The following is a 14,987-nucleotide window of genomic DNA, read 5'->3' as shown; positions in this document are numbered from 1 at the left end:
GTGGGTGGGTTAGGGGTTTTCCCGAGGCCGGGATGTCAGCATTTTCTCAGACTCGCTCGATAACCTGTGTCGAGCCGGATGCAGCACGCAAGGACGGCATTAATACCAGAAATATTCAAGGAGACGGCAACATGCAGCATGTCACGGGCACGACGAACGCGCGGCATGGCGCGACGCGGGCCTTCGCGTGGCCGTTTGCCGCCCGTTGCACGGCGGTGCACGCATGACGATGTCGCCGCGCCGCCGCGCATTGATCGCCGCCGGCCTCGGCGTGCTCGCCGCGCCGTCGCTCGTGCGCGCGAAGCCGCGCACGGTGCGGATCTCCAAAGGCTATGGCGTGCTGTACCTGCCGCTGCTCGTGATGGAGAAGCAGCGGCTGTTCGAGCGGCACGCGGCGCGCCACGGCGTGCGCGACGTCGCGGTCGACTGGGTGCTGCTCGACGGCGGCAATTCCGTCAACGACGCGATGATGGCCGGCACGCTCGATTTCGCCGGGGCCGGCGCGCCGGGTTTCATCGAGCTGTGGGCACGGGCGCGCGGCATTCCGAACGTCGAGGTGATCGGCATCAGCGGGCTGTCGACTACCTCGCTGTCGCTGAACGCGAACCGGCCGGGCCTCGTGTCGCTGCGCGACTTCACGCCGGCCGACCGGATCGCGGTGCCGGGCATCCGCACGTCGTTGTCGGCGGTGGTGCTGCAGATGGTCGCGAGCCGGCAGCTCGGCCCGAAGCATTTCGCGCAGCTCGATTCGATCACCGTGAACCTGCCGCATCCGCAGGCGATGCAGGCGCTGATCCGCCGCGAGAACGGCGTCACCGCGCACTTCACGTCGCCGCCGTTCTCGACGCTCGAGCTGCGGCAGCCGGGCATTCACCGCGTCGTGAATTCGGTCGACGTGCTCGGCCCGATGACGCTCGACGTCGTGTTCGCGCCGAAGCGGCTCGTCGATACGGAGCCCGCGCTGGCCGTCGCGTTTCTCGGCGCGCTCGACGAAGCGAACCGCCTGATCGCGCAGGACCCGCGCGCGGCGGCCGCGCTTTATGCGGCGTCGTCGGGCGTCGGCGTGTCGCACGACGACGTGATGCGGATGCTCGCGGCGCCGGACACGCGCTTCTCGGTGCTGCCGAACCAGCTGATGGACTACGTCGAATTCCTGTACCTCGCCGGCACGATCAAGGCGAAGCCGCGGGCGTGGCACGAGATGTTCGCGCCGATGCTCGACGACTACCGGTCGGGTTGATGCCGCCGCGCCCTTTCATCGACATGCCCCGCGCCCGCGCGATTGTCGCGCGCAGCGCCGATCCAACCGCTATGCAACCGTTTCACGCAAGGAGCCTCAAGTGAACGCCACCGAAACCCTGGACCCCGCGTCCGCCGAAGAGCAGCGCATCATGTCGAAGATGGCGCGGCGCCTGCTGCCCATCCTCGTCGTGATGTTCCTGATCGCGTTCATCGACCGGCAGAACGTCGGCTTCGCGAAGCTGCAGATGGTGCACAGCCTCGGGATGACCGAAGCCGCGTTCGGGCTCGCGTCGTCGCTGTTCTTCATCGGCTACCTGCTGTTCGAGGTGCCGAGCACGCTCGCGCTGCATCGCTACGGCGCGCGCGTATGGCTCGCGCGGATCATGCTGACGTGGGGGCTCATCACCGTGCTGATGGGCTTCACGACGTCGATGCCCGCGTTCTGCGCGCTGCGCTTCGTGCTCGGCATCGCCGAGGCCGGCTTCTATCCGGGCGTGATCTACTACCTGACGCTGTGGTTCCCGCAGAGCTATCGCGCGAAGGTGCTCGGCATCTTCACGCTCGGCAGCGCGCTCGCGAACATGCTCGGCTCGCTGGTCGGCGGCGTGCTGCTGAGCCTGAACGGCGTGTGGGGGCTGGCGGGCTGGCAGTGGGTGTTCGTGGCGACGGGCATCCCGGCGGTGATCGTCGCGGTCGTCGTGTTCCGTGTGCTCCCCGCGTCGGTGCGCGACGCACGTTTCCTCGACGACCGCGAGAAGCAGATCGTCGAGGCCGCGCTCGAACGCGAGAAGCCCGCGCAGGCCGAGCATGGGCAGCCGTGGAAGGCGCTGCTCGATCCGCGCGTGATGCTGTTCGCGGCAACCTACATGCTGATGTCGACGTCGCTGTATGGCGTGACCTACTGGCTGCCGACGCTCGTGAAATCGTTCGGCGTGTCGAGCAGCATGAACGGCTTCCTGAGCATGCTGCCGTGGGCGCTCGCGGTGTTGCTGCTGCTGTGGCTGCCGGCGAAGCTGCGCCGCGCGAAGAGCATCCTGCGCACGATCGCGATCGTCGCGGCGCTCGGTGCGCTCGGCTTCCTGCTGAGCCTCGTGCTGCCGTCGACGCCGCTGCGCTTCATCGCGCTGGTGCTCGGCGGTGCATGCATCCCGCTGCTGTATCCGTGCTTCTGGTCGATGCCGCCGCGCTACTTCACCGGCGCGCGGGCGGCGGCGAGCGTCGCGGCGATCAACTCGATCGGCAACCTCGGCGGCTTCTTCAGCCAGAACCTGATGCCGTTTGCCGGCAAGGTGACGGGCACGGCGTTCGGCCCGATGATCGTGCCGATCGTGTGTCTCGCGCTGCTCGGGATCGGCGCGCTGGTCGCGTGGACGCGGTCGGAGCGGGGGATGGTGGCGGCGCGCGCGTGACGGCGCGCGGCGTTACCGCTTCATCACCTCGTTCCCGACGACCGTGAAGTTGGCTGTGGCGTGCGTGTTCGACAGCAGGTATTTGAGCGCGTGGATGTCGGGGGCGGTCGTCGTGAAGTCGTCGCCGTCGAAGATGAAGTTCCATGTGATGATGCCGCGGCTGGTGCCGGGATTGTCGACACGGATCTCCTTCAGCGACGCGAGCGGATACGCGCGCTCGTGCCAGTCGAACAGGTGTCGCACGTAGAGGTGGTCCGGTGTGACGATCTCGTAGCGCCGCAGGAAGGGCGTTGCGATGACGAGGAGCACCGTCGTGAAGATCAGCCACGAGCGGGCGCCGCGCCACAGGACAGCCCGCGCCGACGGGCGGCCGGGCACCATGACGCGGTAGCGTGCGTAGGTAGGCTGCAGGATGAGTGCCGTGCCGAACCACCACGCGATCGCGATGAACCCGAGCGGCATGTTCATGAACGGCACCGAAAACGCGCCGACGAAGCTCGTCGGAAAATCCAGGAGCCGCGCGGTCGATACGAACCCTAGCCCGATGTAGCTGCCGGCCGGATGCGGGATGAATACGATCGTCGCAAGGGCCTGCAGCGCGAGCAGGATGGGCCAGCACAGCAGCGATACGGCAAGCCAGCCGCCTGCGACCGCGCAGAAGATGAGTGCGTAGCTGCGGAGTGTTTTCATTGTGGCGAAGGGGATGCGATCGGCTGGCGCATTGACGCGCAAGGAACGCGGGATGGTGACGGCGAAGGATTGTAGCGCCATGCGGTTGCCGTCACCGGGCGTAGTGCGCAGGGATTGGCGGATGGGGCAGGGGCATTTCACAAGCTGACGGTCTGAACGGCTGACGCTTCACGATCCTGGCCGATCGTCATCAACGCGACGACGACTACCACTGACCGGCCAGCGGCGGGGCATCATTGCGGCACCCGATTGCAGCATCGTCTTCGCCAGAACCTACCCGCGCGCCCCCCCAACCCCACCATGCGCGGCCGTCACCTTCACGGGCGACAGCGGAATCTCCACCTCGACCGTCGTCCCTTCGCCGAGCGTCGTCGCGATCCGCAGCGTGCCGCCGACGAGATACGCGCGCTCGCGTAACCCGACCAGCCCGAACGATCCCGACTTGCGCGGCACGCCGGGATCGAATCCCGCGCCGTCGTCGCGAATCGTCAGTTCGATCGCATTGCTCGCATGCACGAGTTCGACGTTCGCATGCGACGCGGCCGCGTGCCGCGCGACGTTCGCGAGCGCTTCCTGCGCGATGCGGAACACCGCCGTCGCGTAAGGTTCGTCGAGCTGCAGCTCGGGCGGCTCGACATGCAGCGTGCATTCGATGCCGTGACGGTGCCGGAAATCCTCCACGAGCCACTGCATCGCCGCGGCGAAGCCGAGATCGTCGAGCATCAGCGGGCGCAGGTCCGATGCGATGCGGCGTGTCGCGGCCACCGCGCCGCGCGCCAGCGAGTGCATCGCCGCGATCTTGCGCGCCAGCTGCGCATCGTCCTGCGGCACGCGGTCGATCAGCCATTCGAGATCGTTCTTCAGCGTCGCGAGCGTCTGCGCGAGTTCGTCGTGCAGCTCGCGCGCGATGCGGCGCTGCTCGGCTTCGCGCGCGCTCGCACTGATCGCGGCGATCTCGCGCAGCTCCTCGCGCGACGCCTGCAGCGCCCGCTCGGCACGCACGCGGTCCTCGACTTCGCGCCGCAGGTCGCGGTTCGACGCGCTCAGTTGCGCGGTGCGCGCGGCGACGCGTTGTTCGAGCCGTTCGTTCGCGTCGTTCAGCTGCGCGCTCTTCTGCGCGACGAGCAGATGCTGGTAGCGCGCGCCGGCCAGCGCGCGCACCGTCTGCGCATGCAGCCGGCCGTTCTCGAACAGCATCGCGAACAGCACGACGCCGGACGCGACGAGGCCATACGCGCGTCCGGCGTAGAAGCCGAGGTCGTAGCGCCCGTGATTCAGCATCGACGACAGCGCGATGTCGAACAGCCACGCGACGAGCACCGTCATCACCCACAGGTCGAGCACGGAATGGCGTCGCCGCCGCTGCCACATCAGCATCAGCGCGGCCAGGTTCAGCCCCCAGACGATCGTGATCGCGTTCGTCATCGTCGCGGCCATCCGGTTGCCGTTCATGATGCGCGGCAGCAAGTCGTGGCCGGCGGTCGCGAGCAGCGCGAGCGCGACCGTCGCTCCGCTCGCGGCCGCGATGCACAGCACGATGGGGATCGCCGCGCGGCGCTGCGGGGCCGGGATCGGGCCCAATGCACGCGACTTCGCGCGCAGCAGTGCGTACGCGGCGACCGCCAGCGGAAAGCCGCCGTGCCAGAACAGGTACAGCCAGGCGGTGGTCTGGTCGCCGGCGCCGAGCAGGCCGGTCGGGGCGAACAGCCCGGGAAAGGTCAGCATGTGGGTGCCGGCCATGAAACCCGTGAACAGGTAGCCGCCGGCGAGCACGAGCAGCGGCTTCTCGCGCAGGATCGCGTACTGGCCGAGCAGCAGGCCGGCCGTCACCATGTCGTTGACGACGATCGCCGACTGGTACACGGGAATGAACGCCCAGCCCGGCGCAAGCGGCCTGCCCGCGAACGGCGCAAGCGCGGCGAAGATCACGGCGGAGATGAGCACGGTCGCGAGCGCGAGCCGCCGCTCGCGCCGGCCCGGCGGCAGCGAAGACATGAACAGGCGCGACGCGTCCGGGTCGTCGTCGTCCGGGGGCGGGAAGCCGAAGGTGGCGGTCATGCGTCGCCGCCCGGGTCGAGTTCGTGGCGCACCGCGTAGCGGACCAGCGCGGCTTCGTGCGGCAGCGCCATCTTTTCGAGGATGCGCGTCTTGTAGGTGCTGACCGTCTTGGCGCTGAGCGCGAGTGCGGTCGCGATCTGCGTGACGGTCTGGCCCGCGACGATGCGGCGCATCACGTCGAACTCGCGCGAGGACAGCCGTTCGTGCGGCAGCGTCGCGGCCGGCGTGCGCAGCGTGAGCGCGAGGCTCTCGGCCGCCGACGGGCTCACGTAGACGCCGCCCGCGGCCACCTTGCCGACCGCCTCGACGAGCTCGGCGGTCGCGCTGTCCTTCGTCAGATAGCCGGTTGCGCCGGCCTTGAACGCCCGCGCCGCGTATTGCGCCTCCGCATGCATCGTCAGCACGAGCGTGCGCAGCGACGGCGCGTGGCGTTTCACCAGCCGGATCAGCTCGATGCCGGTCGGCGCGGGCATCGACAGGTCGAGCAGCAGCACGTCGGCGGCGCCGCGCTCGACCAGCGCAAGCGTGGCCGAGCCGTCGCTCGCCTCGCCGACGATTTCGAAACCGCCGGCCGTTTCCAGGATGTAACGCAGTCCGTCCCGCATGACTGCATGATCGTCAGCCAGAATTACCCTGATCATCTAGCGATCCTCTTCGGGATGACGCTGCGCACTGTTGTCCGGTAGTCGCCGCGGCCGTTCTTCTGATCAATATATTCCGCCGAATCAAAAAACGGTACACATCCGGGAAATTTTCGAGATATCCGGTCGCGGAATGTGTACTGAAACGAAATAATTACGGGGAAAAGGGTTGCGACGGAGCTGGCGAAAATAAGGGTATTCCCTGATTATTATTGAGACGGTGAAGAGGCGGCGCGGCGCGTCGCGAGCCGCGCCGCGAACCGTCGCGATTCGGGACTAAACTGGTGCCCGATGCCACTGCAATCCCCTCGAGGAGCCCCGTCATGATCGATCTTGCCGATATCCTGCCGTCCGCGCTGCCCGCCGCCGTCGCATGGGCCGAAGCCGAGGCGGCGCGCGGGATCGCGCAGGGTGCGCCGCTGACGCCGGCGCAAGCCGACGACGCGCGCACGGTGGGCGTCGTGCAGCCGGAGCGGATCCGCGTGGTGACCGTCGACCGCATGCCGTTCCCCGAGGTGCCGTCGCTGGCCGCGATTGCTCGCGACTCGGGGCTCCTGGCGCCCGGGACGATCGGGCTCACGCTCGGCCATGCGGTGTATGTGCTGCGCGGGCAGGACACGCGCCGCCTGCTGACCCACGAATTTCGCCACGTGCATCAGTACGAGGCCGCCGGCTCGATCGGTGCGTTTCTCGCGCGCTATCTGCAGGAGATCGCGACGGTCGGCTACCACGACGCGCCGCTCGAGGCCGACGCGCGGCAGCACGAGTTCGATTGATCCGTCACGCCGGCGCGACCGCGCGCACCGCCCGATGAACATTCCCCATGCCATCACCGGCCCGGTGTTCGCACACCGGGTCGCTCCGCCGAGGCGCGTGCGATGAGCGACACGATCCACGCATGGATCGGCACGATCGGCGCACATCCGCTGCTCGTGCTCGCGATCGTGTTCATGGCGGCCTGCGCCGAGGCGATCGCGCTGATCGGCACGGTCGTGCCGGCCGGCGCCGTGATGTTCGCGGCCGGTGCGCTGATCGGCGCGGGCGCGCTCGACGCCTGGACGACCATCGGTGTCGCGGCGGTCGGCGCCGTGATCGGCGACGGGATCAGCTATGAACTCGGGCGGCACTATCGCGGCGTGATCCGCAACGCATGGGCGCGCTTCGGCTATGCGGCCGCCTTCGCGCGCGGCGAGGAGTTCGTGCTGCGTCATGGCATGAAGAGCATCGTGCTCGCGCGTTTTCTGGCGCCGGTGCGCGCGGTCGTGCCGGTCGTGGTCGGCTGCGCGACGCTGCCGCGCCGCTCGTTCTATCCGGTCAACGTCGTCTCGGCGCTCATCTGGGCGCCCGTGCACGTCGCGCCGGGCATCCTGTTCGGCGCGTCGGCCGCGCTGGCCGCGGCGATCAGCGTGCGGGTCGCCGTGATCCTGCTGGTCGTCGCGGCGCTGGTCGCACTCGTGTGGATCGGCGTGCGGGTCGCATTGCGGCGCGGCTGGCCGCTGCTGCGCCGTGCGCTCGTCGACGGCGTGCACGCATGCGCGCACCGCTGGCCGCGTTTCGGCGCGCGGCTGCACGACGCGATCGCTTACGTGCGCGGCCTGCCGGGTGCGGTGCCGGTGCTCGCGCTGCTGTTCATCGGCTGCGTGTGGCTGTTCGCGGGGATCGTGCAGGATGTCGTCGCGAACGATCCGCTGATGCACGCGGACATCGCGCTATATGCGTTCCTGCAGAACCTGCGCACGCCACCGGTGGACGACACGATGCGCGCGCTTGCCGTGCTGCACGGGCACGATACGGGGCTGATCGTCGCGGCCGCGTTTCTCGTCTGGCTGATGATCCACCGTTGCTGGCTGACGGCCGCGTGGTGGCTCGTGACGGTCGGCGTCGCCGTCGTGCTCGTGCCGGTGTTCGGCGCGGGCATACCCGGCGCGACGCCCGCGAGCCTGCCGCCCGGCGCGTTGCACGTGCCGCTGCCCGATGCTGAAGCCGCGTTCGCGATTCTCGCGAGCAGCGGCCTTGGCTGGGTGCTCGCGCAAGACCGGCCCGCGCGGTGGCAGATCCCGGTCGTGACGGCGGTGGTGCTATGGATCGTGCTTGGCGGCTTCGCGCGGCTGTATGTGGGCGACACGTGGTTGTCGGGCCTGCTGGGCGGCTGGAGTCTCGGGCTCGCCTGGTTCGCGCTGCTCGCCGGCGCCTATGCGTACTGGCGCGTGCGCGAGCACGTGCAGCCGAGGGGCGCGCTCGTTGCGGTGACGGTGGTGCTCGCGACGGCCGGCGTATGGACGGTTCCCGCGCAATGGCAGCTCGACCGCGCGGCGCGCCCGCATGTCGGTGACGTGGTCGCGATGACCGTCGACCAATGGCTGCGCGGCGGGTGGCAGCGCGTGCCGGTGCGGCGCACCGAGATCGGCGGCGACCGCGAGGAATATCTGCCGCTGCAATGGAGCGCGACGTCGGACACGCTCGACCGGCATCTCGCGCAGGCCGGCTGGCAGCGCGCGGCGCCGTGGTCGCCGGCCACCGCGCTGCGCTGGCTGCTGCCGCAGGCGCCGGCCGATGCGCTGCCGGTGCTGCCGCGCTACACGCACGGCGAAAGCACGCGCCGCGTGTTCGTGCGCGTCGATCCGGGGCAGCCGGAAAGCCGCCTCGTGCTGCGGCTGTGGCGCTATCCGTACGTGTTGCAGGACGCGCTCGGCATGCGGCCGCTGTGGTACGGCGCGTTGTATCGCGAGACGCTGCACCGGCCGGCGCGGCTGATGACGATCGTGCGCACGACGACGATCGATGATGCGGCGACGATTGCGAAGGCGCTGTCGGTCGAGCCGGCGATCGAGCGTTCGCCGGCGGGGATGACGAACGCGCCGGCGGAGATGCTGCTGGTGTGGATGGTTCGGCCGTGAGCGGGTGGTGTGCCGCTTACGCGTGCGCCGGCAGTGCAGGGACGACGGACAGGCGCAGGCCGACGGTCTTGAGCACCGCGAGCAGGGTTTTCAGTGTCGGGTTGCCATTTGGCGAGAGCGTGCGATACAGCGATTCGCGGCTGATGCCGGCTTCGGCCGCGACGGCGCCGAGCCCGCCGTACGCTTCCGCGACCGTACGCAGCGCGAGCAGGCCGGCCGCGCGGTTGTCGGGATCGTCGAGCGACTCCATCGCGACGCGCAGATAGGCCACCGCGAGTTCGCGGTCGGCGCCGAGTTCGGCGACTTCCGCGTCGTGGTGCGATACCGCACCTTTGAGCTTGGTCATGTTTGCCTCCGTTTCCAGTTCGACCAGTGTTCCTTTGCGCGCCTGATGTCGTCGGGTTGACTGCTTTTGTCGCCACCTGAAAGCAACAGCACCAGTGCGCCGCCGTACCGCCCGAAATACACGCGATAGCCGGCGCCGACGTGGACGCGCAGTTCGATCACGCCTTCGCCGACGGGCTCGCAATCGCCGAAGTTGCCTGTCTGCACGCGGCGCAGGCGTTCGCGAATCCGTGCCTGCGCAAGCTTGTCGCGCACGGCGTTCAACCATTCGGTGAAGGGCTCGCGACCATCGTCGCGCCGATAGCGAAGAAGTTCGAACTTGGAGAGCATTGTAACTTATAAGCTACAAAAAGGAAGTAAGGTGAATGGCGTGGTCGTGCGAGCTGCCGGGTGGTGCGCGCGGGGGCGTGCGCCCATTGCCGAGTGGGGGCAACACACGACACCGCATGCGCGTTGCTGCGCATACGGTGCCTTCGAAGTGCGGGATGTCAGGCCGCGAAGCCGGCTTCCCGGACGAAGATCATTCTTTCATCCGGTGCGCAGGGTGACGATTCGGCCGGATGGCCAAAGTCAATGGCCCGGTGAGGGGCACGCGCGGTGGCGGGGGTGTAGGGGAACAACGTGAACAGCAAACCTGTCGGTGCCGGCGCGTCGCGCGAGGCGAGCCGACAGGCCTCCTGACATTACTGCTTCGCCGGCGCGGCCGTCGCGATCTTGTCGAGCGCCGCCGGGATGTACGTGTCGAGCTGCGCAGTGACCGATTCGTAGAAATCGATCGGCTTGCCCCACGCGTCGGGTACGTCGACGTGCTTTCCGGACGCATACTCGGCCAGCGTGAACACCTTGCCGGCGGCCGACGGATAGAGCGCGAGCACCTTCTCCTTGTGTTTGTCGGTCATCGTCAGGATCACGTCGGAATGCTTGATGTCGTTGGCGTTCAACTGCACCGAACGATGCGCGGACGTGTCGATGCCACGGCGTTTCATCAGGATCACGCCGTTTTCTTCGGGCTTTTCGTCATACGGATCTTCGTCGACCGCACGTGAGATCACCGCGATGTGCGCGTGGCGCTGCGCGATCAACTGGCCGGCGATCGCTTCGGCCATCACGCTGCGCCCGGTGTTGCCGGTGTCGACGAACGCCACCTTTTTCGGCTCGTCGGCGAACGCCGACGTCGCGCACTGGATGCCGACGCAACAGAGCAGCGCCAGCGTGTTGAGGGTGTGCCTTCTTTTCATGATGTCTCCTCGAGGGGGAAACCCCGGCGGCGCGCCAGGGCTTGCGGGAGATCATGACGGCCGCATGCGACGGAAAAAAATAAACAGCCGGTTTTTGCAAGACGGTGTCGCTTCGCGGCAAGCGGGCCGGGTGACGGCGCGTGCACCGTGCGCCCGATCGGGGAAGCCGCGAACCACGGCCCCGATCGCGGCGCATGACTGTTTCATCGTCACGCCATCGCCGCCACCCGCTCCGCCGCAAACCCCGCCAGCGTCCGCAACGCCTCCCGTGCCGACCGCAGGTAAAACGCCTGCAGATGAAACACATGCCAGCGCGCCGCATGAACCTCCAGCCGGCACGGCACGCCACAGGCCTGCGCATGACGGGCCAGCCGCTGCGCATCCGACAGCAGCACCTCCTGGTCGCCGGCCTGGACGAGCATCGGCGGCAGGCCGCGCAGGTCGGTGTCGAGCGGGCCGCGGGTCGTAGCCGAACCGGCGCCGTGGTACCAGCGCAGCCCCTGTTCGAGCCAGCCGCGACGGATCATCGGATCGTCATGACGGCGCGAAGCCAGCGTCTCGCCGCCGAGCGCGGGATCGGTCACGGGCGAGATCAGCAGCAGCGCGGCGGCGGCCGGCTCGCCGCGCTCGCGCAGCGCGATGGCCAGTGCCAGCGCCAGCGCACCGCCGGCCGAATCGCCGGCGATCACGATCCGGTGCGGCGCGTGGCCCTGCGCGCGCATCGCGTCGTAGACGGCCAGCGCATCGTCGAGCGCGGCCGGGCTCGGATGCTCGGGGGCCAGCCGGTAGTCGGGCACCCACACCGGCAGGCCCGCATCATTTGCGAGCCGCGTCGTCACGCCGCGATGCGTATGTGGGCCGCCGAGACAGAATGCCCCACCGTGCAGATAGAGGATCGCGCCGCCCGCGTCGCCGCGTTTCGGCGCCACGACTTCGACCGGCACGCGATGCGCGGACGTGCGGTAGCGCAGCGTGCCGCCCGTACCCGGCATCAGCGGCGACAGCAGCGCGACGACGCGGCGTTGCATGCGCGCGCCGAACGGCGGCCCGATCAGCGGCCGGAAGGCCAGCCGCAGGAAGCCGCGCAGCGATGCGGCGGTCAGTGCCTCCAGCCGGCCGGCGGGCGGCGCGATCACCACGTCGCGCGCCGGTGCGACCGACTCGGGCAACGGATGCGTGAAGCGGTAGGCGGACATCCCGGTGAAGCGCGTGATCCACCGGTAGGTCAGCGTGAAGCCCGGCCAGTTCGTGCTGTTGTGTCCCGACGCGTCGACGTACCAGCTCTTGCAGTTGCTCCACACCGATCCTTCGAGCCGCTGCTGCACATGGACGTTGAAGCGCCGGTAGCGGCGCGCGTCGACGTCGATCTCGCGCGCACCGTCGCACCGCATCGTGCGCAGGCAGCGCATCACGTGCGCGATCTGGCTTTCGAGCATGTAGACGATCGAGTTGTGGCCGAGGTTGGTGTTCGGGCCGTACAGCATGAAGAAGTTCGGAAAGCCGGGCACGGTGAGCCCGAGATACGCCTGCGCGCCGCGCCGCCATGCGTCGTTCAGGTCGAGCCCGTCGCGGCCCGTGATGTGCATCGGCGACAGGAACTCGGTCGCCGCGAACCCCGTGCCGTACACGATCGCGTCGACCGGATGGTGCACGCCGTCGACGGTCTCGATGCCGTCCTCCGTCACGCGCCGAATGCGCTGCGTGACGAGCTCGACGTTGTCGCGGCTCATCGCGGCAAGGTAGTCGCTCGACAGCAAGATGCGCTTGCAGCCGATCGGGTAGTCGGGCGTGAGTTGCGCGCGCAACGCCGGGTCCGGCACATCGCGTGCAAGCAGTGTGTGGAACGGCCGGCCGACCGCGACCTTCATCAGCTTGTGCAGACGCGTGAACGCGATCGCGCGCGATTCGTAGCGCAGGTAGATCGATGCGCGATGCAGTTTCATCGCCCACGGCAGCCGGCGGAACAGCGCCTTCTCCCACGGGCGGTACGCGCGGTCGGGGCGCGGCATCACATAGGCCGGCGAACGCTGGAATACGACCAGCTGCTTCACGTCGCCAGCAATCGCCGGGACGAACTGGATCGCCGACGCGCCGGTGCCCACGACCGCCACGCGCTTGGCCGTAAGCGAATAGTCGTGATCCCAGTGCGCGGAGTGGAACGCGCGGCCGCGAAACGTGTCGATGCCGGGCAAGTCGGGCATCGCGGGGCGGCTCAGCTGCCCGGTGCCGCTGACGAGCACGGCGGCGCTGAGCGTCGTGCCGTCGGCGAGCGTGACGCGCCACAGCGCGGCGGTTTCGTCGTAGCGTGCGTGCGCGACTTCGGCGCCGAAGCGCAGGTAGCGTGCGAGGCCGTACTTGCGCGCGCAATGCTGCAGGTACGCATGGATTTCCGGCTGCGGCGCGAACACGCGCGACCACGCGGGATTGGGCTCGAACGAGAACGAGTACAGGTGCGAGGGCACGTCGCAGGCGGCACCCGGGTAGCGGTTGTCGCGCCACACGCCGCCGACGTCGTGCGAGCGTTCGACGATCGCGAAATCGTGGATGCCGGCACGTTGCAGCGCGATCGCCATGCCGATGCCGGCGAAGCCGGCGCCGATGATGATCGCCGCAAGCGGTGCGGCGGATTCGGCGGCGCGAGAGGTATCAGGCGACAACATGGCGGGTTTCCTCGGGCTGGATGGTATCGTGCGCGGCGCACGGGGCAGGAACGGTATTGAGATCCGTCGCTGTCCTGACGGTTTCGCCTTGCGGTTGTGCGGACGTGCGGCACACGCCGCGAATCAGGTCGATGGCCTTCTCGGCGATCATGATCGTCGGTGCGTTGGTGTTGCCGCCGATGAGTGTCGGCATCACCGACGCATCGACGATGCGCAACCCCTGCAGGCCGCGCACGCGCAGTTGCGGATCGACGACGGCGAGCGCGTCGTGCCCCATCCGGCATGTGCCGACCGGGTGATACACGGTGTCGGTGCGCCGCCGCAGCACGTCGCGGATTTCATCGTCGGTGTTGACGTTCGCGGTGAACAGGTCGCGCGTGGTCCAGCCGGCGAGTGCCGGCGCTTCCATCAGCCGTCGTGTGAGGCGGAAGCCCGCGACCATGTCGTCGAGGTCGCGCGGGTCGTCGAAGAACGCGGGATCGATGCGCGGCGCCGCGAGCGGATCGGCGCTGTTCAGCGTGACCGAGCCGCGGCTGCGCGGCCGCAGCAGGCACACGTGGCACGACAGCCCGTGGCCGGTGTGCAGCTTGCGCGCATGATCGTCGACGAGCGCGACGACGAAGTGCAGCTGGATGTCCGGCGCATCGAGCCCGGCGCGCGTCTTCAGGAAGCCGCCGCCTTCCGCGAAATTCGACGTCAGCATGCCGCGCCGTTCGCGGCGAAAACGCGCCAGCTCGCGCAGCATGCGCAGGCCGCCGCCCGCGGACACGCCCATCGTGTCGACGCTGCGCGTGCGGTAGCCGAAGATGAAATCCGGATGATCCTGCAGGTTGCGGCCGACGCCGGGCAGGTCGGCGTGCACGGCGATGCCCTGTTGCCGAAGTTCGCGGCCCGGGCCGACGCCCGACAGCATCAGCAACTGCGGTGTTTGCAGCGCACCGGCCGCGAGCACGACTTCACGCCGCGCGCGCAGCGTGCGGACCTCGCCACGCTGCCGCACCTCGACACCGATCGCGCGCGTGCCGTCGAACAGGATGCGCAGTACCTGCGCATGCGTCTCGACCGTCAGGTTGTCGCGGCGGCCGACGTGCGGCAGCAGGTACGCGCGCGCCGCGCTCCACCGTTCGCCGTGCTTCTGCGTGACCTGGTAGATGCCGATGCCTTCCTGCTGCGCGCCGTTGAAATCGTTGGTGAGCGGCAGGCCGGCCTGCCGCGCGGCTTCCAGGTAGCGCGCATGGAACGGGTTGCCGGTGCGCAGGTCGCTCACCCACAGCGGGCCGTCGCGGCCGTGCCACGCATCGTCGAAGCGCTCGTTGTGCTCGCTCAGGCGGAAGTACGGCAGTACGTCGTCGTAGCTCCAGCCTTCGTTGCCGAGCGCGGCCCAGCCGTCGTAGTCGACGCGATGGCCGCGGATATAGACCATCGCGTTGATGGCCGACGACCCGCCCAGCACCTTGCCGCGCGGCTGGTAGCCGATGCGCCCGCCGAGGCCCGGCTGCGGCACCGTGTCGAAGGCCCAGTTGTTGATGCGGGTCGGCATCATCGCGACCGCGCCGGTCGGCACGTTGACGAGCGTGCCGTCGCCGCGGCCGCCGGCCTCGAGCACGCAGACGGTCACGGCCGGGTCCTCGGTCAGCCGCCCGGCGACGACGCTGCCGCCCGAACCGCCGCCAACGACGATGTAGTCGAAAGTCTTGCTCATGGATTCGTCCTCCGAGGGTCGATGGGTCAAGCGGGGCGCGGCAGCGTGCACGAGCGGCCGGTGCGCGGCAGGCGGGGCGCGAGTGGCGAGGCGGGGTCGCGGGCG

13 protein-coding genes are annotated in these 14,987 nt (G+C 68.9%); 5 read left to right on the top strand and 8 right to left on the bottom strand.

The window, feature by feature from the left end:
• Positions 1-32 precede the first annotated feature (32 nt).
• The 3 genes from CFB82_RS42510 to CFB82_RS30285 all read left to right on the top strand — a co-directional run bounded on the left by CFB82_RS42510 (position 33) and on the right by CFB82_RS30285 (position 2,651).
• Positions 33-227: a hypothetical protein gene (locus CFB82_RS42510; protein WP_143750982.1), complete on the top strand. Its 195-nt coding sequence runs from the start codon at positions 33-35 to the stop codon at positions 225-227.
• Positions 224-1,240 carry an ABC transporter substrate-binding protein gene (locus tag CFB82_RS30290; RefSeq protein ID WP_089486447.1) on the top strand — a complete coding sequence of 339 codons (1,017 nt, stop codon included), beginning with the start codon at positions 224-226 and terminating at the stop codon, positions 1,238-1,240. Before CFB82_RS42510 ends, CFB82_RS30290 begins: the two co-directional genes overlap by 4 nt.
• A 100-nt stretch (positions 1,241-1,340) precedes the next feature.
• The gene (locus CFB82_RS30285) at positions 1,341-2,651 is read left to right on the top strand and encodes an MFS transporter (protein WP_089486446.1); all 1,311 of its coding nucleotides are present in this window, start codon (positions 1,341-1,343) and stop codon (positions 2,649-2,651) included.
• A gap of 12 nt (positions 2,652-2,663) precedes the next feature.
• Here the strand turns inward: CFB82_RS30285 and CFB82_RS30280 are convergent, their stop codons facing one another.
• From CFB82_RS30280 to CFB82_RS30270, 3 genes are all read right to left on the bottom strand, one after another.
• Positions 2,664-3,341 (bottom strand): hypothetical protein, encoded by a 678-nt coding sequence (locus tag CFB82_RS30280; RefSeq protein ID WP_089486445.1) that lies wholly within the window; start codon positions 3,339-3,341, stop codon positions 2,664-2,666.
• A gap of 273 nt (positions 3,342-3,614) precedes the next feature.
• Complete coding sequence (locus CFB82_RS30275; RefSeq protein ID WP_089486444.1) at positions 3,615-5,399, bottom strand: sensor histidine kinase; 1,785 nt, start codon at positions 5,397-5,399, stop codon at positions 3,615-3,617.
• Positions 5,396-6,040, bottom strand: a complete 645-nt coding sequence (locus tag CFB82_RS30270; RefSeq protein ID WP_089486443.1) for a response regulator — start codon at positions 6,038-6,040, stop codon at positions 5,396-5,398. The genes CFB82_RS30275 and CFB82_RS30270 overlap by 4 nt, the downstream gene beginning before the upstream one ends.
• Positions 6,041-6,363: 323 nt before the next feature.
• On the opposite strand from CFB82_RS30270, the gene CFB82_RS30260 reads away from it, so the two are divergent.
• Together CFB82_RS30260 and CFB82_RS30255 are read left to right on the top strand one after the other, a co-directional pair.
• The gene (locus CFB82_RS30260; RefSeq protein WP_069250854.1) at positions 6,364-6,816 is read left to right on the top strand and encodes a hypothetical protein; all 453 of its coding nucleotides are present in this window, start codon (positions 6,364-6,366) and stop codon (positions 6,814-6,816) included.
• Positions 6,817-6,918: 102 nt separating this feature from the next.
• The gene (locus CFB82_RS30255) at positions 6,919-8,937 is read left to right on the top strand and encodes a VTT domain-containing protein (protein WP_089486442.1); all 2,019 of its coding nucleotides are present in this window, start codon (positions 6,919-6,921) and stop codon (positions 8,935-8,937) included.
• Between the two features lie 16 nt (positions 8,938-8,953).
• On the opposite strand, the gene CFB82_RS30250 is transcribed toward CFB82_RS30255, so the two are convergent.
• The 5 genes from CFB82_RS30250 to CFB82_RS30230 form a co-directional block, all read right to left on the bottom strand.
• A complete protein-coding gene (locus tag CFB82_RS30250) occupies positions 8,954-9,283 on the bottom strand; it encodes a helix-turn-helix domain-containing transcriptional regulator (RefSeq protein WP_089486441.1) in 330 nt (109 codons plus the stop codon).
• On the bottom strand, positions 9,280-9,612 hold the full coding sequence (locus tag CFB82_RS30245; RefSeq protein ID WP_089486440.1) for a type II toxin-antitoxin system RelE/ParE family toxin: 333 nt from the start codon (positions 9,610-9,612) through the stop codon (positions 9,280-9,282). Before CFB82_RS30245 ends, CFB82_RS30250 begins: the two co-directional genes overlap by 4 nt.
• A gap of 353 nt (positions 9,613-9,965) precedes the next feature.
• Entirely contained in the window at positions 9,966-10,520 is a 555-nt protein-coding gene (locus tag CFB82_RS30240) for an arsenate reductase/protein-tyrosine-phosphatase family protein (protein ID WP_089474233.1), read from the bottom strand.
• A 209-nt stretch (positions 10,521-10,729) separates the two neighbouring features.
• Complete coding sequence (locus tag CFB82_RS30235; RefSeq protein WP_089486439.1) at positions 10,730-13,180, bottom strand: flavin-containing monooxygenase; 2,451 nt, start codon at positions 13,178-13,180, stop codon at positions 10,730-10,732.
• Positions 13,167-14,882: a GMC family oxidoreductase gene (locus CFB82_RS30230; RefSeq protein WP_089486438.1), complete on the bottom strand. Its 1,716-nt coding sequence runs from the start codon at positions 14,880-14,882 to the stop codon at positions 13,167-13,169. Before CFB82_RS30230 ends, CFB82_RS30235 begins: the two co-directional genes overlap by 14 nt.
• Between the last annotated feature and the right edge of the window lie 105 nt (positions 14,883-14,987).

Source organism: Burkholderia sp. HI2714 (assembly GCF_002223085.1).
Classification (GTDB): domain Bacteria; phylum Pseudomonadota; class Gammaproteobacteria; order Burkholderiales; family Burkholderiaceae; genus Burkholderia; species Burkholderia lata_D.
The sequence above is the reverse complement of the archived record's forward strand: the minus strand, read 5'-3'. Positions and strand labels throughout refer to the sequence as shown.